The organism is Sphingomicrobium lutaoense, assembly GCF_014195685.1.
GTDB lineage: Bacteria > Pseudomonadota > Alphaproteobacteria > Sphingomonadales > Sphingomonadaceae > Sphingomicrobium > Sphingomicrobium lutaoense.
Map to the genome: position 1 here is coordinate 1,254,911 of NZ_JACICF010000001.1, position 16,996 is coordinate 1,271,906.

23 protein-coding genes and 1 pseudogene are annotated in these 16,996 nt (G+C 63.9%); 11 read left to right on the plus strand and 13 right to left on the minus strand.

From position 1 onward, the window contains the following. Positions 1-87 precede the first annotated feature (87 nt). The 5 genes from FHS50_RS06220 to FHS50_RS06240 all read right to left on the minus strand — a co-directional run bounded on the left by FHS50_RS06220 (position 88) and on the right by FHS50_RS06240 (position 3,226). Positions 88-1,086, minus strand: coding sequence for an NADPH:quinone oxidoreductase family protein (locus FHS50_RS06220; RefSeq protein ID WP_183933476.1), 999 nt, complete (start codon positions 1,084-1,086; stop codon positions 88-90). A gap of 1 nt (position 1,087) precedes the next feature. Beyond that, a complete protein-coding gene (locus FHS50_RS06225; RefSeq protein WP_183933477.1) occupies positions 1,088-1,372 on the minus strand; it encodes a hypothetical protein in 285 nt (94 codons plus the stop codon). After that, positions 1,369-2,010 carry a 3-oxoacid CoA-transferase subunit B gene (locus tag FHS50_RS06230; RefSeq protein ID WP_183933478.1) on the minus strand — a complete coding sequence of 214 codons (642 nt, stop codon included), beginning with the start codon at positions 2,008-2,010 and terminating at the stop codon, positions 1,369-1,371. Before FHS50_RS06230 ends, FHS50_RS06225 begins: the two co-directional genes overlap by 4 nt. 44 nt (positions 2,011-2,054) lie before the next feature. Further along, positions 2,055-2,762: a CoA transferase subunit A gene (locus FHS50_RS06235; RefSeq protein ID WP_183933479.1), complete on the minus strand. Its 708-nt coding sequence runs from the start codon at positions 2,760-2,762 to the stop codon at positions 2,055-2,057. Positions 2,763-2,926: 164 nt separating this feature from the next. Continuing rightward, positions 2,927-3,226 (minus strand): SCP2 sterol-binding domain-containing protein, encoded by a 300-nt coding sequence (locus tag FHS50_RS06240; RefSeq protein ID WP_183933480.1) that lies wholly within the window; start codon positions 3,224-3,226, stop codon positions 2,927-2,929. 89 nt (positions 3,227-3,315) lie between these two features. Between FHS50_RS06240 and FHS50_RS06245 the strand changes: the two genes are divergently transcribed. The 4 genes from FHS50_RS06245 to FHS50_RS06260 all read left to right on the plus strand — a co-directional run bounded on the left by FHS50_RS06245 (position 3,316) and on the right by FHS50_RS06260 (position 7,399). After that, positions 3,316-4,743 (plus strand): NAD-dependent succinate-semialdehyde dehydrogenase, encoded by a 1,428-nt coding sequence (locus tag FHS50_RS06245; protein ID WP_183933481.1) that lies wholly within the window; start codon positions 3,316-3,318, stop codon positions 4,741-4,743. Positions 4,744-4,817: 74 nt separating this feature from the next. After that, positions 4,818-5,078: a hypothetical protein gene (locus FHS50_RS06250; RefSeq protein WP_183933482.1), complete on the plus strand. Its 261-nt coding sequence runs from the start codon at positions 4,818-4,820 to the stop codon at positions 5,076-5,078. Between the two features lie 307 nt (positions 5,079-5,385). Further along, complete coding sequence (locus tag FHS50_RS06255; protein WP_183933483.1) at positions 5,386-5,643, plus strand: hypothetical protein; 258 nt, start codon at positions 5,386-5,388, stop codon at positions 5,641-5,643. Positions 5,644-5,728: 85 nt separating this feature from the next. Then, positions 5,729-7,399, plus strand: coding sequence for a thiamine pyrophosphate-binding protein (locus tag FHS50_RS06260; RefSeq protein WP_183933484.1), 1,671 nt, complete (start codon positions 5,729-5,731; stop codon positions 7,397-7,399). Between the two features lie 48 nt (positions 7,400-7,447). Here the strand turns inward: FHS50_RS06260 and FHS50_RS06265 are convergent, their stop codons facing one another. From FHS50_RS06265 to thiS, 3 genes are all read right to left on the minus strand, one after another. Further along, positions 7,448-7,630, minus strand: a complete 183-nt coding sequence (locus FHS50_RS06265) for a CsbD family protein (protein ID WP_183933485.1) — start codon at positions 7,628-7,630, stop codon at positions 7,448-7,450. Positions 7,631-7,730: 100 nt separating this feature from the next. Next, entirely contained in the window at positions 7,731-8,501 is a 771-nt protein-coding gene (locus FHS50_RS06270) for a bifunctional sulfur carrier protein/thiazole synthase protein (RefSeq protein ID WP_183933486.1), read from the minus strand. Between the two features lie 4 nt (positions 8,502-8,505). Next, positions 8,506-8,724, minus strand: coding sequence for a sulfur carrier protein ThiS (thiS, locus tag FHS50_RS10835; protein WP_183933487.1), 219 nt, complete (start codon positions 8,722-8,724; stop codon positions 8,506-8,508). A gap of 47 nt (positions 8,725-8,771) precedes the next feature. Here thiS and aroQ point away from each other — a divergent pair, with 47 nt between their 5' ends. Genes aroQ through aat form a run of 6 tightly spaced genes read left to right on the plus strand, consistent with a single transcriptional unit; the run spans position 8,772 to position 12,575 of the window. After that, positions 8,772-9,212 (plus strand): type II 3-dehydroquinate dehydratase, encoded by a 441-nt coding sequence (gene aroQ, locus FHS50_RS06280; RefSeq protein ID WP_183933488.1) that lies wholly within the window; start codon positions 8,772-8,774, stop codon positions 9,210-9,212. 42 nt (positions 9,213-9,254) lie between these two features. Continuing rightward, on the plus strand, positions 9,255-9,758 hold the full coding sequence (accB, locus tag FHS50_RS06285; RefSeq protein WP_246332973.1) for an acetyl-CoA carboxylase biotin carboxyl carrier protein: 504 nt from the start codon (positions 9,255-9,257) through the stop codon (positions 9,756-9,758). Between the two features lie 5 nt (positions 9,759-9,763). Next, entirely contained in the window at positions 9,764-11,122 is a 1,359-nt protein-coding gene (gene accC / locus FHS50_RS06290; RefSeq protein ID WP_183933489.1) for an acetyl-CoA carboxylase biotin carboxylase subunit, read from the plus strand. Next, a complete protein-coding gene (locus FHS50_RS06295; RefSeq protein ID WP_265569187.1) occupies positions 11,119-11,487 on the plus strand; it encodes an ACT domain-containing protein in 369 nt (122 codons plus the stop codon). The genes accC and FHS50_RS06295 overlap by 4 nt, the downstream gene beginning before the upstream one ends. After that, a complete protein-coding gene (locus FHS50_RS06300; RefSeq protein ID WP_183933491.1) occupies positions 11,484-11,828 on the plus strand; it encodes an ArsC/Spx/MgsR family protein in 345 nt (114 codons plus the stop codon). Before FHS50_RS06295 ends, FHS50_RS06300 begins: the two co-directional genes overlap by 4 nt. 9 nt (positions 11,829-11,837) lie before the next feature. Continuing rightward, a complete protein-coding gene (aat, locus tag FHS50_RS06305) occupies positions 11,838-12,575 on the plus strand; it encodes a leucyl/phenylalanyl-tRNA--protein transferase (RefSeq protein ID WP_183933492.1) in 738 nt (245 codons plus the stop codon). A 35-nt stretch (positions 12,576-12,610) separates the two neighbouring features. Here the strand turns inward: aat and FHS50_RS06310 are convergent. The 5 genes and pseudogenes from FHS50_RS06310 to FHS50_RS06330 all read right to left on the minus strand — a co-directional run. Then, positions 12,611-13,075: pseudogene (locus tag FHS50_RS06310) on the minus strand (DUF2155 domain-containing protein); the annotation flags it as partial. Next, positions 12,990-13,373, minus strand: a complete 384-nt coding sequence (locus FHS50_RS06315) for an NADH:ubiquinone oxidoreductase subunit NDUFA12 (protein ID WP_183933493.1) — start codon at positions 13,371-13,373, stop codon at positions 12,990-12,992. The gene FHS50_RS06315 and the pseudogene FHS50_RS06310, both read right to left, overlap by 86 nt. A 46-nt stretch (positions 13,374-13,419) precedes the next feature. Beyond that, positions 13,420-13,884, minus strand: a complete 465-nt coding sequence (locus FHS50_RS10785) for a DUF192 domain-containing protein (protein WP_183933924.1) — start codon at positions 13,882-13,884, stop codon at positions 13,420-13,422. After that, positions 13,881-14,444 (minus strand): cold-shock protein, encoded by a 564-nt coding sequence (locus FHS50_RS10840; protein ID WP_183933494.1) that lies wholly within the window; start codon positions 14,442-14,444, stop codon positions 13,881-13,883. The genes FHS50_RS10785 and FHS50_RS10840 overlap by 4 nt, the downstream gene beginning before the upstream one ends. Before the next feature lie 93 nt (positions 14,445-14,537). Continuing rightward, entirely contained in the window at positions 14,538-15,026 is a 489-nt protein-coding gene (locus FHS50_RS06330; RefSeq protein ID WP_246332975.1) for a regulatory protein RecX, read from the minus strand. Between the two features lie 174 nt (positions 15,027-15,200). On the opposite strand from FHS50_RS06330, the gene FHS50_RS06335 reads away from it, so the two are divergent. Next, positions 15,201-16,973, plus strand: coding sequence for a fatty acyl-AMP ligase (locus FHS50_RS06335; protein WP_183933496.1), 1,773 nt, complete (start codon positions 15,201-15,203; stop codon positions 16,971-16,973). The last annotated feature ends 23 nt before the right edge of the window (positions 16,974-16,996 follow it).

The following is a 16,996-nucleotide window of genomic DNA, read 5'->3' on the forward strand; positions in this document are numbered from 1 at the left end:
AGCGGTCCGCTAGGGCCAAATGAAGAGGGCCAGCCCCCATTCGGGCTGGCCCTTTTTCGTTGTCTGAAATCAATTTGCCGAGCGGGGCTAGTCCATCGTCACGACGAGCTTTCCGATCGCCTTGCGCGCCGCCATCGCGGCAATTGCCTCCCCGCCCTTTTCCAACGGGAAGGTGCCGGTCACGCGCGGGCTGATCCGTCCTTCGTCCCAGAGGCGGAACAAGGTCTCGACATGCGCTGCATTGGCCTGGGGATCACGGGCCGCGAAGGCGCCCCAGAAAACGCCGCACACATCGCAGCTCTTCAATAGCGTCAGGTTGAGAGGCAGTTTGGGAATGCCGGCCGGAAAACCGACGACCAGATAACGGCCTTCCCAGGCGATCGCCCGCAACGCCGCTTCGGTATAGTCGCCGCCGACAGGGTCGAAGATCACGTCGGCGCCCTTGGGTCCGACCGCTTCCTTGAACCGCTCGCTCAACTTCTTGCGATCATCCTTGTCGAACGGCCCGCGCGGATAGATGACGCAATCATCGGCCCCCGCATCGCGCGCCGCCCGCGCCTTTTCGGGGTTGGAAACGCCCGCGATGACCCGCGCGCCCTTGGCCTTCGCCAGTTCGATCGCGGCCAGGCCCACTCCGCCTGCAGCACCCAGCACGAGAAGCGTTTCGCCTTCCGCCAGCCGCCCCCGGTCGTAGAGCGCATGGATCGAAGTCGCGTAGGTCAGCATCATCGCCGCGCCTTCGCGGAAGCTGCGCGATTCCGGCAGCGGGATCGCGATTTTGGCGGAAATGACGATCTTTTCTGAAAGCCCACCGAAGCCTGGCACCGCGATCAGCCGGTCGCCTTCGCTCCATCCTTCGACGCCCTCGCCCACTGCCTCGACCGTGCCGGCAATTTCGCCGCCGGGCGCAAAGGGACGCGGCGGACGCATCTGGTACAGATCCTGAATGATGAGGACGTCGGGATAATTGATCGCCGCCGCCCGCACGCGAACGAGCAGTTCGCCCGGTCCGGGCGCAGGATCGTCCACCGTATCGAGGGTCAGTGTTTCCGGCCCGCCCGGCGCATGGCTGCGCAAGCTTCGCATCCTAATCTCCCAATCCCCGGGCGCGGGCATCGGCAACCACTTGCGCCCCCGTCATTCCGTCGAAGGTCGTGCGCCGCAGCGCATCGACATCGTCCGCTCCATGGCGGCGCGATCCCACGGTCTGGATCGCCTTGTCGAAAATCAGCCGCTCCTCGAGCGACAGTTCGGAACGGGCCGCCGCCGCGCTGGCGACGAAGGCCTCGTCGCTCGACCCGTCAATCACCGCTTCCTCGGCCGCTCCGCAGCCTGCCAGCGCACAAGCGCCCAGAAGCGGCCACAGCCTCAAAGGGCGACCTCATAGGCTGCGGTGGTCTTTTCGGCGATCTCGTCCTCGGTCACGCCGGGCGCCAGCTCGACCAGCTGGAAGGGGCTGTCATGATCCTTGCGGCGGAAGACGCCCAGGTCGGTGATGATCAGGTCCACCACATTCTTGCCGGTGAGCGGAAGGCTGCATTCGGGAATGAATTTGGGGCTCCCCGACTTTGAGACATGGTCCATTACGACGATGATCTTCTTCACCCCCGCGACGAGGTCCATCGCGCCGCCCATGCCCTTGATCATCTTGCCCGGGATCATCCAGTTGGCGATGTCGCCATCCTGGCTGACTTCCATCGCGCCCAGCACGGTGAGGTCGATATGCCCGCCGCGGATCATCGCGAAGCTCTGGTCCGAAGAAAAATAGGAGGAAGAGGCAAGCTCGCTGATCGTCTGCTTGCCCGCGTTGATAAGGTCTGCATCGACCTCGTCGGGATAGGGAAAGGGGCCGATCCCCAGCATCCCGTTCTCCGACTGGAGCGTGACGGTCTTGCCTACGGGAATATAGTTGGCGACCAGCGTCGGAATGCCGATCCCGAGGTTGACGTAGAAACCGTCCTCCAGTTCCTGTGCGGCGCGCGCGGCCATTTGGTTGCGATCCCAGGGCATTATTCGGACTCCTCACTCATTTCATTTCGGGCCTTCGCGAGGCGTCACGCCTCTTCGCGCTCGCGCGTCGTCACGAATTCGATCTTCTTGTCATAGGGCGCACCGCAGATCAGCCGGTTCACATAGATGCTCGGCAGATGGATGCAGTCGGGGTCGAGGCTGCCGACCGGCACGATTTCCTCGACCTCGGCGACGCAGACCTTGCCGCAGGTCGCCGCGGGCTGGTTGAAATTGCGCGCGGTCTTGCGGAACATCAGATTGCCCGCCTCGTCGGCCTTCCAGCCCTTGATGATCGAAAGATCGGCGTTGATGCCCCTTTCCATCACATAGGTCTCGCCGTCGAATTCCTTATGCTCCTTGCCCTCGGCCACGACCGTGCCGACGCCGGTCTTGGTGTAGAAGGCCGGAATGCCCGCCCCGCCCGCGCGCATGCGCTCGGCGAGCGTTCCCTGCGGGCAGAATTCGACTTCGAGTTCCTTGGAAAGAAACTGCCGCTCGAACTCCTTGTTCTCGCCGACATAGGAAGAGATCATCTTGCGCACCTGCCGCGTCCGCAGGAGCTTGCCGATGCCCTCATTGTCGATTCCGGCATTGTTGGAAACGAAGGTCAGGTCCTTCACTCCGCTGTCCCGGATCGCGTCGAGCAGCCGTTCGGGGATGCCGCACAGGCCGAAGCCCCCCGCAGCGATCAACAATCCGTCCCGCAGCAGGCCATCGAGAGCTGCTTCGGCACTGTCGTAAATCTTCTTCATGAGGCGCGTCTCCTTGTCGCGACAGGGCCTAGGACGGTGCGCTGGAAATCGTCAACCACCGATCCGCGCTTTCGCATCGCCAGGCTCGTGAACCGTACGAAAAAGGGGCGCTGCCTCGCGCAAAGGCAGCGCCCCGTCTCCAGGCAATCGCGAGGGTCCGCGCGTCAGCCGCGCAGTTTGGCGAGGACGCCCTGCAGCTGCATCGCGTTCGACATATCGCCCTCGACCTTGAGCTTGCCGGTCATGAAGGCGGTCATGCCATCGAGTTCGCCGCTTGCCATCGCCTGCCAGTCTTCCCAGGTGACGAGGATAGTGGTGTCGGCATCGCCGTCTTCCTCGGTGACCTGCCCTTTGACCCCGTCGAGCATGACCACGCCCTGGTCGGCGAAATCGATCTTCACTTTCTTGCCATCCACCCAGGCTTTGTTTTCCTGCATCTTGGCGACAAGTTCGGCTTTGGTCATCGAAAGGCTCCTGATTTGGCTGTTCTTCACCCACCTACGCTTCGCCCTAGCCCCTTTCAACCCGCGCTGATCGGCCCTATCTGGCAAGCATGACCTATCAGAACGATCTCAAGCTCTTCATCGATGGCGCATGGCAGGCGGGCGAAGGCCGCGACTGCCATGAAGTCGTCAATCCCGCCACCGCCCAGACGATCGCAAGCCTGCCGCTCGCGACAAAGGAGGATCTCGACCATGCGCTCGACGCGGCGCAACGGGCCTTCCCGGGCTGGCGCGATACCGATGTCGATAATCGCGCGGCGATCCTCCACAAGGCCGCCAGCTATCTGAAGAAAAATGCCAAGGACATTGGCGCCCTGCTCACCCAGGAACAGGGAAAGCCGGTCAAGGAAGCCGTCGCAGAGGTCTATGGCGCGGCGCAGATGTTCGACTGGTATGCCGAGGAAGCCAAGCGCGACTATGGCCGCACGCTCGTCCGCCCGACCGGCCAGCGCTCGATCGTCATCCGCCAGCCCGTCGGCGTGGTAGCCACCTTCACGCCGTGGAATTTCCCTATTTATCTTCTCGCGAAGAAAGTCGCCGCCGCGCTGGCCGCGGGTTGCAGCGTAATTTCCAAGCCGCCCGAGGAAACTCCGGCCTGCACCCAGGCGGTCGCCAGGGCGCTCGAGGATGCGGGGCTGCCGCAGGGCGTCTTCCAGCTCGTCCACGGCGTGCCCGACATGGTCAGCCGTCATCTCATCGGCTCGGACATCGTGCGCAAGATCAGCTTCACCGGCTCGATCCCGGTCGGCAAGCATCTGATGAAACTTGCCGCCGACGGCGTGAAGCGCCTGACGCTCGAACTGGGCGGCCATGCGCCGGTCCTCGTGTTCGACGATGTCGATCTCGATGCCACGCTCGACAAGCTGGTGCCGCAGAAATTCCGCAACGCGGGCCAGGTCTGCGTCTCGCCCACCCGTTTCTACGTCCAGGAGAGCATCTACGACGATTTCATCAAGGGCTTTGCCGAGCGCACGGGCCAGGTGAAGGTTGGCGACGGTCTCAACGAGGCTACCCAGATGGGGCCCCTCGCCAATGCACGCCGCCCCGACGCGATCGAGCAGCTCGTCAACGATGCGCGTGACAAGGGAGCGAAGGTGCTGGCCGGCGGTGAACGCGGCGGCAACGGCTTCTTCTACCAGCCGACTCTGCTCGCCGATGTGCCGCTCGAGGCCGACATCATGTCGAACGAACCCTTCGGCCCGGTCGCGGTCGCGCGGCCGTTCAAGGACATGGACGAGGCCTTGGAGCAGGCCAATCGTCTGCCCTACGGGCTCGCCGCATTTGCGTTCACCGAAAACTTGCGTCGCGCAAATATTCTCGGCGACCGGATCGAGGCCGGGATGGTCGGAATCAACAATTTCGCCATTTCCTCGGCCGATGCGCCCTTCGGCGGCGTGAAGGATTCGGGCTTCGGATCGGAAGGCGGCAAGGAAGGTCTCGAAACTTATCAGGTGACCAAAGCCATCCATATGAGTTAAGCCGTTTCGCTAGCGGAACCTTGTGGGGCAATCATCGTTGGGTTCCCAACTTCCAATCCTGAAAGGGGAGCAACATGAACGAGAATAATAGCAGCAAGACGCTTTTGTGGGTGGTGCTGGCCGCCGTGGTCCTGTTCCTGCTTCTGTGGGCATTCGACATCATCGACTTCAGCGCCCAGGGCGATGTCGAAGCACCCGATGTCGATGTCTCGGTCGATGGCGGCGAACTGCCTGATGTCGATGCCGACGTGGCCGATGTCGACGTGGGCACCGAGGAAGTCACCGTCGAAGTTCCCGAAGTCGAAGTCGAAGGCGCGACTCCGGACGAAGAATAAGTCTTTTTCGCGAACAACAGGGAAAGGGCGGCCTTTCGGGGCTGCCCTTTTTCTTTGCCCGATCCTCTGGCTGAACGGCAGATGAAAACTCCTCGCCGTTCGTCGATCCCGATGGCCGTTCGCTGAACCTGCACGCCTGCTCGTCGACCCGTCGAAAAACAATTGTAGTCGTTACGCCCTCGCGCTTCATTCTCTTCGTGTCTGGCGGGCAATCCCGTGACGCGAGGCCCCAGCCCGCCAGGCACTGCCGGTTCCCGTCCCCCACGAAAGCCGGCGCCAGTTGATGCCAAGGAAAGAGGGAAATGAAATGCTGCATGGAACTATCGTATCGGTCGATCCCAGTGCGGGAAGCGTGACCTTGCTCGCCGACAGCGACGAAATGGAAATGGTGCTCAGCCAATTTACGGCCGCCCATGCCCCGCGCGTCGCTTTCTCGATCGGCACTGCCGAGCATGATGTCGAGGCGCCAAAGGGCGCGCCCTGCAATGCCCAGCAGGCCATCTACGCGACTCGCCCGTCCAACTATTCGCGCTGGATCAAGAGCGGCGAACGCCTGACCTTCTGATCCGCCAGGCCCCGGGACCGCCCTTTTGCGGTCCGGGGCGGGCTTTGGCTTTTCCCCACCGGGCGAGCGCGCTAAGCCAGCGCGCATGACCAGCACCACGACCCGCACCGGCGGACGGATTCTCGTCGACCAACTCAAGGCGCAAGGCGTCGATCGGCTCTTCACCGTGCCGGGCGAAAGCTTTCTCGCCGTTCTCGATGCCCTGCATGACGAAAAGGCGATCGACGTGGTCGTCTGCCGCCAGGAAGGCGGAGTGTCCTACATGGCGGATGCCGACGGGCGGATGACCCGCCGCCCCGGCATCGCCTTCGTCACCCGCGGGCCGGGAGCGACCAACGCGACCGGCGGCGTGCATGTCGCTTTCCAGGATTCGACCCCGATGATCCTCTTCATCGGCGGGCCCGACCGCGGCGACAAGGACCGCGAGGGCTTCCAGGAAATCGACATGCCGGCCTTCTTCGCGCCCATCGCCAAATGGGCTGCGCGGATCGATGATGCCCGGCGCATTCCCGAATATGTCGCGCGGGCCTTCCGCGTGGCCACGAGCGGGCGTCCCGGCCCGGTGGTTCTCGAAATTCCCGAGGACATGCTTCGCGACGAGGTCGAGGCGACTGATCGCCCCGCGATCGCGCCCATCGCCCAGCCGCCCTGTGCAGGCGCGGTCGGAGCACTGTTCGACCTTCTGAAGGACGCAGCCGCACCGGTGGCAATCGTCGGCGGTGCCGACTGGTGCCCCAAGGCCGGCAGCTATTTCGCGACCTTCGCTCGGCGGTACGGCATCCCGGTCGCCGCCGCCTTCCGCCGCCAGGATGCCATCGACAATCGAAGTCCGGTCTATGCGGGCCAACTCGGCTACGGCCCCAATCCCGCGCTGCAAAAACGCATCCGCGAAGCCGATCTCCTGATCGCGGTGGGAGCGCGGCTCGGCGAAGCGACGACGGACGGCTATACGCTGATCACGCCCGACCATCCGGACCAGCTTCTGGTCCATGTCCATCCCGATCCCAACGAACTGGGGCGTGTCTATCGCCCCGACCTGCCGATCTGCGCGGACATGGGCGAATTTGCCGAAATGCTCGCAGACTGGCACGATCCCGATCTCGTTCCTTTCAGCGCGGGCGAACAGGCCCATGCCGAATGGCTCGAATGGTCCACGCCGAAGGACCGCGAGGGCGTGGCGCTCGACCTAGGCCCCTGTGTCGCGGCGATGCGCGAGGCGCTTCCCGCCAACAGCATCATCTGCAACGGCGCAGGCAATTTCTCCGGCTGGTGGCACCGCTATTGGCACTATGGCCCCCAGTCGACACAGCTGGCTCCCACGAGCGGTACGATGGGCTATGGCCTGCCCGCCGCGGTCGCGGCCGCGATCCGCTTCAAGGATCGGCCCGTCATCTGCGTGGCGGGCGACGGCGACTTCCTGATGAACGGGCAGGAATTGGCGACCGCCGCTGCACAAGGCGCCGATCTGCTTGTCGTGGTCGTGGATAATGGCAGCTATGGCACCATCCGCATGCACCAGGAACGCGAATATCCCGACCGGATCAGCGCGACCGATCTCGGCCCCGGCAACCCGGACTTCGTCAAATTTGCCGAAGCCTTTGGCGGCAAGGGATGGCGCGTCGAGAATACGGATGGATTCAGGAAGGCCTTCGCCGAAGCGAAGGATGCAAAGGGCATTCGCCTCATCCATTGCCTCACCGACATCGAGATCGTCACAAACGCCGCGACCCTCGGCTCGATCAAGGGCAAGGCATAAAAAAGGGGCCGCTCGAAAGCGGCCCCTTCGCATCGGGTCGATAGCCGATCAGACGTCGTTGCCCAACGCGCCTTCGATCTCGCCTTTCACATTCTGGCCTCGGCCCTTGAGCTCCTGGCGTTTGCCTTCGGCTTCCAGTCGCTCGTTGTCGGTCATCTCGCCGACCGCCTGCTTGGCATCGCCCATATGCTTGTTGCCATGGCCTTTGAGCTTTTCACCAAGTTCACCCATCTGAATACTCCTTTCGAATTGCGTTTGATGGATCAACGCGGCCCGAAGGAGCCGGGTGCCTCGGTTCGGCGACGGACAGGGGCGGCTGGGCGGGACGGCGCTAGATGAGGCCGGCAAGCGGGCTCGACGGATCGGCATAGCGGCGTTTTGCCATCCGTCCCGCGAGATAGCTGTCACGCCCCGCCTCGACCGCGAGTTTCATCGCGCGGGCCATGCGGACGGGATCCTTGGCTTCGGCGATGGCGGTGTTCATGAGGACGCCGTCGCACCCAAGTTCCATCGCCACCGCGGCATCGGAGGCCGCGCCGACGCCGGCGTCGACGAGGACCGGGACCTTCGCGCCTTCGACGATGAGGCGGATGGTGACACGGTTCTGGATGCCGAGGCCCGAGCCGATGGGGGCGCCCAAGGGCATGACGGCGACTGCACCGGATTCCTCCAATTGCTTTGCGGCGATGGGATCGTCGACGCAATAGACCATCGGTTTAAATCCTTCTTTTGCAAGGACTTCGGTGGCCTTTAGTGTCTCGCGCATGTCGGGATAGAGGGTCTTGGCCTCGCCCAGCACCTCGAGCTTCACCAAATCCCAGCCGCCGGCTTCGCGGGCGAGGCGCAGCGTGCGGATCGCTTCGTCGGCAGTGAAGCAGCCCGCGGTGTTGGGAAGATAGGTGACCTTTTTGGGGTCGATATAGTCCTGGAGGACGGGCTTCGATGGATCCGAGACATTGACGCGGCGCACCGCGACGGTGACGATTTCCGCCCCCGACGCCTCGAGCGCGGCGGCATTCTGCTCGAAGTCCTTATATTTGCCGGTGCCGACGATCAGTCGGCTGCGAAACGTGTGACCTGCTACGGTCCAGCTATCGGTCAATGGATCAACCCCCGCCTACGAAATGGACAATTTCAAATTCGTCGCCATCCTCGACCATGACCTCGCCGAAGGTCGAGCGCGGGACGATTTCCAGATTGCGCTCGACCGCGACCTTCGCCGGGTCGAGGCCGATGTCGGCGATCATCTGGGCAATGCTGGTGCCCTCGGCAACGCGCCGATGTTCTCCGTTGATCATCACCCCTTTGCCGGGATCTTGGGTCATTCCTAGGTCCTTCACGAATGGCTTCGGGCCTCATATAGGAGCTATCGATGACTTCGCTACCGATGATTTTGGTCCTTCACGGCCCCAACCTCGATCGCCTCGGTCGCCGCCAGCCCGAATTGTACGGCAAGGAAAGCCTCGAGGAGATCAACAACCGCATCTCCGACCGGGCGTCCGCGCTCGATGTCGGGGTGACGATGCGCCAATCGAACCATGAGGGTCATCTCATCGACTGGCTCTACGAGGCCGAGGATGATGGCGTCAAAGCCGTGCTCCTCAACGCCGGGGGATTCACCCATACCTCGGTGGCGTTGCGCGATGCCGTGGCGGCGATCGACGTGCCGGTCATCGAGGTCCATCTGACCAATACGGCCCGGCGCGAGGACTTTCGCCGGCGCAGCCTGATCGCCCCGGTTTGCAAGGGGACGATTTCGGGCTTCGGGGCCGATAGCTATATTCTGGGACTGGACGCGGCGAGCCGCCTCTGACAACAGGCGCCTCATCGCCCCATAGGCAACAGGGATTGAGACATGGCAGAAGCCAAGAAAAAATCGGACGGCATGCGCGTTGACGGCGCGCTGGTCCGCGAACTCGCAGAACTTCTCGCAGATAACGAGCTGACCGAAATCGAAGTCGAGGACGGCGACCGCAAGATCCGCGTCCGGCGCGAAGCCGCCGCCGCGGCCCCCGCGGTCTATGCGGCCCCGCCCGCGGCGGCCCCCGCCGCATCGGCACCCGCCCCCGCGCAAGGCGCGTCGTCCGCACCCGCCGAGGCAACGCAGGCGAGCGAGGACCATGGCGGCGAGCCCGTCCTGTCGCCGATGGTCGGCACCGCCTATCTGTCGCCCGAGCCGGGCGCCAAGCCTTTCATCAGCGAAGGCGACAGCGTGTCGGAAGGCGACACCTTGCTGATCGTCGAGGCGATGAAGGTGATGAACCCGATCACCGCTCCGCGTTCGGGCACGGTCAAGAAGATCATCGTCGCCGACGCCCAGCCGGTCGAATTCGAACAGCCCCTCGTCATCATCGGCTAGACAAGATGGCCATCAAGAAACTCCTCATCGCGAACCGCGGCGAGATCGCGCTGCGCATTCACCGCGCCTGCCATGAAATGGGCATCAAGACGGTAGCGGTCCATTCGACCGCCGACGCCGATGCCATGCATGTCCGCCTCGCCGACGAGACGGTCTGCATCGGCCCGCCGCCCGCCGGGCAGAGCTATCTCAACATCGCCAACATCATCTCGGCCGCCGAGGTGACCCATGCCGACGCGATCCATCCGGGCTACGGCTTTCTTTCGGAAAACGCCCAGTTCGCCGAGATCGTCGAGAGCCATGACATCATCTGGGTCGGCCCCAAGCCCGAACATATCCGGGTGATGGGCGACAAGGTCGAGGCCAAGCGCACGGCCGCCAAGCTCGGCCTCCCGCTGGTGCCCGGTTCGGACGGCGCGATCGAAAGCGTCGAGGAAGCCAAGAAGCTGGCCGCCGAAATCGGCTATCCGGTGCTGATCAAGGCGGCATCGGGCGGCGGCGGTCGCGGCATGAAGGTGGTGCCATCCGAAGACCAGATGGAAAGCCTGATGAGCCAGGCCTCCTCGGAAGCCAAGGCGGCCTTTGGCGACCCCACGGTCTATATGGAAAAATATCTGGGCGACCCGCGCCATATCGAATTCCAGGTGTTCGGCGACGGCAATGGCGGCGCCATCCATATCGGCGAGCGCGACTGTTCGATCCAGCGGCGTCACCAGAAGGTCATCGAGGAAGCCCCCTCCCCCGTCATCAGCGCCGAGCAGCGCGAACAGATGGGCGAGCGCGTGCGCAAGGCAATGGCCGACATGGGCTATCGCGGTGCGGGCACGATCGAATTCCTCTACGAGAATGGCGAATTCTATTTCATCGAGATGAATACCCGCCTGCAGGTCGAGCATCCGGTCACCGAGATGATTTCGGGCATCGACCTGGTGCGCGAACAGATCCATGTCGCGCAGGGCGACGGCCTGACCGTCCAGCAGGAGGATATCGTCCTGCACGGCCATGCGATCGAGTGTCGCATCAATGCCGAGGATCCCAAGACCTTCGCGCCCTCGCCGGGCAAGGTCGATCGCTATGTCGCACCGGGCGGGATGCATGTGCGCGTCGATAGCGGGCTTTACGCCGGCTATTCGGTGCCGCCCTATTACGATAGCATGATCGGCAAGCTGATCGTCTATGGCCGCAATCGCGAAGGCTGCATCCTGCGTCTCAAGCGCGCGCTCGAGGAATTCGTGGTGTCGGGCGGGGGCATGAAGACCAATGTCCCGCTGCACCAGGAAATCATCGAGACCGAGGCCTTTCAGACCGGCGACTATACGATCAAATGGCTCGAACAATGGCTCAAGGACCAGCAGCAGGGGTGAGCGAGCTTCAACCCCGGCTGGCCGAGGAAGAGCATGGTTTCGCCACCATCCCGATGGGCGAGGGCTGGCCGCGCGGCCTTGTGCCGGTAGCGACCTTTGCCGAAGAGGAAGGTGCGAGCGTGATCGCGCTTTCCTCGATCCTCGAAGCGGTCGGGCTCGATCACAACGGTGGCTGGGCCAAGATCAGCCTGGGCCTTCACAGCGCGCTCGACGGCGTGGGCCTCACTGCCGCGGTGTCGGGAGCGCTCGCCGAGAAAGGCATTCCCTGCAACATGGTCGCTGCCTTTCACCATGACCATATCTTCGTGCCGTGGGACCGGCGCGAGGAAGCGGTCGAGATCATCAGCAAAGTGGAAATCGCATGAAAGCTAGGATGCTTTTCAACCCGCGCTGCGGCACCGCACGCAAGACCAAGGCCATCCTCGAGGAGGAAGGCTATGAGGTCGAGGTGATCGAATATCTCAAGGACACGCCGTCCAGGGCCGAATTGAAGCGAATGTACGAGCGCGCCGGGATGACGCCTGCCGAGGGTCTGCGGATGAAACAGCCCGAGGTGAAGGAATTGGGCCTCGGTCCCGACAGCCCCGCCGACAAGGTGCTCGATGCGATGGTCGCCCAGCCGATCATCATCGAACGACCGCTCGTGGAAACCGACAAGGGCGTGGTGCTGGCCCGGCCGCAGGACAAGGTTCGCGAAATCCTGTAAGGAGACGGGGTGACCGAGACGCTTGATCCCCGGCTTCTATTGCGCGGCTATGCCGCCGGCATTTTCCCGATGGCCGACAGCCGGGACGCGAGCGACATCTTCTGGGTCGAGCCGCGCGAACGGGCAATCCTTCCGCTCGACCGGTTCCATTTGTCCAGAAGCCTCGCCAAGCGCATTCGCAGCGACCATTTCCGCGTCACCCATGACCGCGCCTTCGACCAAGTGCTCGAAGGCTGCGCCGACCGTGACGAGACCTGGATCAATCCGGTGATCGCGCGGGCGGTGACCGGGCTCCATGCCGCGGGCCATGCCCATTCGGTCGAATGCTGGAATGGCGATGCGCTGGTCGGCGGGCTTTACGGCGTGCGGCTGGGCGGCGCCTTTTTCGGCGAATCCATGTTCAGCCGCGAAACCGATGCCTCCAAAGTCGCGCTGGCCTGGCTGGTGGCGCGGTTGAAAGTGGGCGGGTTCAGCCTGCTCGACTGCCAGTTCATGACCAGCCATCTGGCCTCGCTGGGCGCGATCGACGTGTCGCGCGAGGATTATCTCTCGAGGCTTTCGGCAGCGCTGTCGCTGGGCGGCGCGGGAGTGTCGGCAGGTGCCTCGGGCGCAGGTGCCTCTTCGGCCGGGGTGGCTTCGCCGCCATCGTTCGATCGGCTCGACGAACTCGCGCTCGAGCGGACACCCGCGGGCGGCGAGGGACCGTCGGGCCAGCTCATCGTGCAGCTCTTGACCCAGACGTCATAGACCGGGTGCTCGACCACGTTGAGTGACGGACTTTCCTTGTAGAGCCAGCCCGAGAATATCCGCTCGAAGTCGTTCGAGCGGCGAGGCTTCACATCGACCTGCACGAAGGCGCCGGTCAGTTGCTGGCTTTCCCAGGGCGCGGTGGTTTCGCAGGCGCGAAGCCGGACGATCACGTCCTCGCCGATGCGGATGAGCTGTCCCGGCCGCATCTCGAGATCGCGGGTGAGGCCGTTGCGCTTGTTGAGGAAGCCCAGGACGGCGACCCGCTCGGCCAGCGGAGTAACGCCTTCGAGCGAGGAAACGGGCTCGGGCGCGCTGTCCTCGGCGGTATCGATGTCCATGACATTGCCGCGCTCGGGCGGGCGATTGTCGCACGCGCCGAGGGTGAGCGCCGCCAGCGCCAGCAGGAAAGGCTTATTCAGGCTTCCAGGCTTCATAGTCGCCGGTGGCTGCCGCGCGTTCGCCCGTGTTGAGAAGCGATCCCCTGGGCCGGTAGGCATCGGGCGTGCCCGTGAGGTTGGGACGCGGATCCTTCTGGAAGGGACGCCGGGGCGGCATCACCTTTTCCGGCACATCGTCGATCGTGCCGCGCAGCCAGGCGTTCCAAGCGGGGGGAACGCGGCTCGAATCATTGCTGCCGTTGTAGATGACCCAGCGGCGGTCTTCATTGTCGCGGTGGCGGTAATAGATATTGCCGGCGTCGTCGCGTCCGACTTGCTCGCCGCGAAAGCGGGTGACGATCGTGGTGCCGAGGCTGGCCCCGTTCCACCAGGTGAAGAGATTGGCGAACATTCCCATAATGCGAGTGCCTTTGCCCTGTCGCGCGGGCCAAGGCAAGGCGACTTTATCGCCAGCTCACCCGGTCGCCTGTCTTGATGCCCAGTTCGGCCGATCGGCCGCCCGCGATCTCGAACACCGCCGTCACGGGTTCGAGCGAGACATAGGGTTCGAGTTGCAGCGGCACCGTATTCTCGGCGATGTTGGCGATCGTGCCGTCGGGGCGGATGAAGATCATGTCGAGCGGGATATAGGTATTCTTCATCCAGAAGCTGGCGTTCTGCGGGACCTCGTAGAGGAAGATCATGCCGCGATCGGGGGCCAGCTCGTCGCGGAACATGAGGCCGCGCGCCTGTTCGGCCGGGGTGCGCGCGATCTCGGCGGTGAACTGGTGGCTCTCACCTTCGCCGGTGGTGATGGTGACGAGGGTCTGGTCGAGACCTGCGGGCGATGCCGGGATGCTGCTGTCGTCGGGGCCGCGGCAGGCGGCGGCGGGCGCGCTGACGAGAGCGGCGAGGAGAAGTGCGATCAGAGGTCGCGGAGTTCGACCGCGGTGAGGCCCTTCTGCCCCTTGGCCACGCGCGCTTCCACCCGGTCCCCCGGCTGAAGATCGGCCATGTCGGCCTGGCGCACCGTTTCCATGTGTACGAAGATGTCGGTGTCCAGATCGCCGATCCGGTTGACGAACCCGTAGCCACGCACGCGATTGAACCATTTGACTTCCACCTCCTCGAAATCGCCGGCACTCTCGCTCAGCGCTACGCGATCCGCGCGCTCGGCGGAAGGGGGAGATGGGGCGCGCGGCTGGACCGCGCTCGTGAGGTCGATGTCGAGCACTTCGCGGGCCTGGAGACCGCGCTCCTGGCGGACCGCGATGACCGTGACCTTCGCGCCTTCGGGGACGCTTCGGCGGCCATGTTCGCGCAGGACCGAGAAATGGAGGAGGATGTCGCCTTCGATGGCTTCGCTGACGATAAACCCGAAACCGCGTGTCGCATCGAACCATTTGACATGGCCTTCGACTTCGATGCCTTCGTCATCGGCTACTTGAGGTTGCGACGCGTTGACTTGCTCTTGTTCATTTGAAAACACGATACCGAGTCTACCTTTTTGCCCCGGTTATCTTAGCAAAAATCGCAATGTCGGGGAACCGACACAACGGTTGCTCCACGTTAGTGACGTGGATTAATTTTCCAACAAATCCGCGGAGTTAACGGCTGCGCCCGGAGAGAGATCGAGGATTTTTCGTACGATTCCGTAGGGGTGGCCGGCGCGGAGCATCGCGGCGACCTGTTTCTCGCGGCGGGCGGGGTCGGTCTCGCGTTTTTGGGCGTAGGGACCGAAACGGCGACGGCGAGCGAAGGCCAATGCGGCGTCGATCTTTTGCGATTCGGCGATGCGGTTCGCTTCTTCGGCGTCGCTTTCCGCGATGCCGGCGGCGTAGAGGGCATCGCCGAGGCGGCGCGCGCCATAGCCCCGCGCGGTGAGGCTGCGGGCCTTGTTGGCGGCGAAGGCGGCATCGTCGACATAGCCGAGTTCGGTGAAGCGTTCGACGAGGCTGTCGATCGGTGGGTCGCCTTCGCCTTCCCAGCCGCGTTCGCGCAGCTTGCGGGCGAGATAGGCAGCAAGCTTGGCGCGGCTGGTGGCGTAGCGGCCGACGTAGCGCAGCGCCATTTCACGCAATGCCTCTTCGCCCAATGGCGGTTTTTGGCCTTTTCGCCTTGATCCTTCGCGCATATCGCCTTGTTTGTGCCATAGTCGCCTCGCATCAGGCAAAGCGAACCGCAAAGCGGGTCATGGGGAATTGATAGTCCATCCCCATTTGGAGCAACAGACCAGGATTTTCGCGTGTCCGATCTTCATCTTCAGGCCGACAGCGATCTTGCGCCCGAAGGCGCAACCCCCACGACCGACAGCCTGCCGCGCCGCATTGCGGATTTCGAGACGCTCGGCGAAGCGCTCGACTATGCCGCGAAGGGCCGTCGCGGGATGAATTTCCACGATGCCCGGGGAACGCTCTTGCGGGCCTATCCCTATTCGGAGCTGCGCGAGGATGCGCTGGACCATGCCCAGCGTTTCATGTCGCTGGGCCTCGAGCCCGGTGACCGGGTCGCGCTGGTCGCCGAGACGGGCGCCGATTTCGCTGCCTGCTTCTTCGGGGCGGTCTATGCCGGCCTGTGGCCCGTGCCGCTGCCCTTGCCGACGAGCTTCGGCGGGCGCGATGCCTATACCGAGCAGCTCGACGTCATGCTGGGATCGAGCGACCCGCAGCTGTTCCTCTATCCCGAGAGCATGGAAAGCTTCACCCTGCCCGCCGCCGAGAAACGCGGCGTTGCGCATCGCAGCTGGGAAAGCCTCGATGCGATCGAAGTGGGCAATACCCCGCTTCCCGAAGCCGACCCCGATGCCATCGGCTATCTGCAATACAGCTCCGGCTCGACCCGCTTCCCGCATGGCGTGGCGGTGACCCATCGGGCGCTTCTCAACAATCTGCGCGCGCATGGCCTCGGCCTCGACGTGCAGGACAGCGACCGGGTGATCAGCTGGCTGCCCTGGTATCATGACATGGGGCTGGTGGGCTGCATGCTCTCGCCGCTCGCCAACCAGATTTCGGTCGATTACCAGAAGACCGAGGATTTCGCGCGTCGCCCGCTTGCCTGGCTCGATCTCATCAGCCGCAATCCCGGCACCAGCCTCTCCTATTCGCCGACCTTCGGCTACGACATCTGCGCGCGCCGCATGTCGAGCCAGACCAAGTCGGCCGACCGTTTCGACCTGTCGCGCTGGCGCATCGCGGGCAATGGTGCGGACATGATCCGTCCCGACGTGATGCAGGCTTTCGTCGATGCTTTCGATGGCGCGGGCTTCCCCGCCTCGGCCTTCTGCCCGAGCTACGGCCTTGCCGAAGCCACGCTGGCGGTGTCGCTGATGCCGCCGGGCGAAGGCATCCGCATCGAGCTGGTCGAGGAAGAGAAATTGGCGGGCGGCAATCCCGCCCCGGCCGACGATGGTCGGCCCCAGCGTTATCGCGCGATCGTCAATTGCGGCAAGGCCGTCGAGGGCATGGAAATCGAGATCCGCGACGAAGCGGGCCGCATCCTTCCCGACCATGAAGTCGGCAAGGTGTTCGTGCGCGGCTCCTCGATCATGGAAGGCTATTTCCGCGACGAGGAAGCGACCAAGGCATGCCTCAGCGAGGACGGCTGGCTCGACACCGGCGACATGGGATATCTGTCGGACGGCTATATCTTCATCGTCGGCCGCGCCAAGGACATGATCATCATCAACGGCAAGAACCATTGGCCGCAGGACATCGAATGGGCGGTCGAGCAATTGCCGGGCTTCAAGTCGGGCGACATCGCGGCCTTTGCGATCACCGGCCCGAGCGGCGAGGAAACCCCCGCCGTGCTCGTCCATTGCCGCATTTCCGACAGCGAAGAGCGGGTCCGCCTGCGCGACGACATCCGCGAGCGCATCCGGTCGATCACCGGCATCTCGCCGATCGTCGAACTGGTCCCGCCGCGCACCCTGCCCCGCACCTCGTCGGGCAAATTGTCACGCACCAAGGCGCGCAATCTCTACCTTTCGGGTGAAATCCAGCCTTTCGACGTCGCTGCCTGACGTGAGGGCTTGAATCGGGTGGC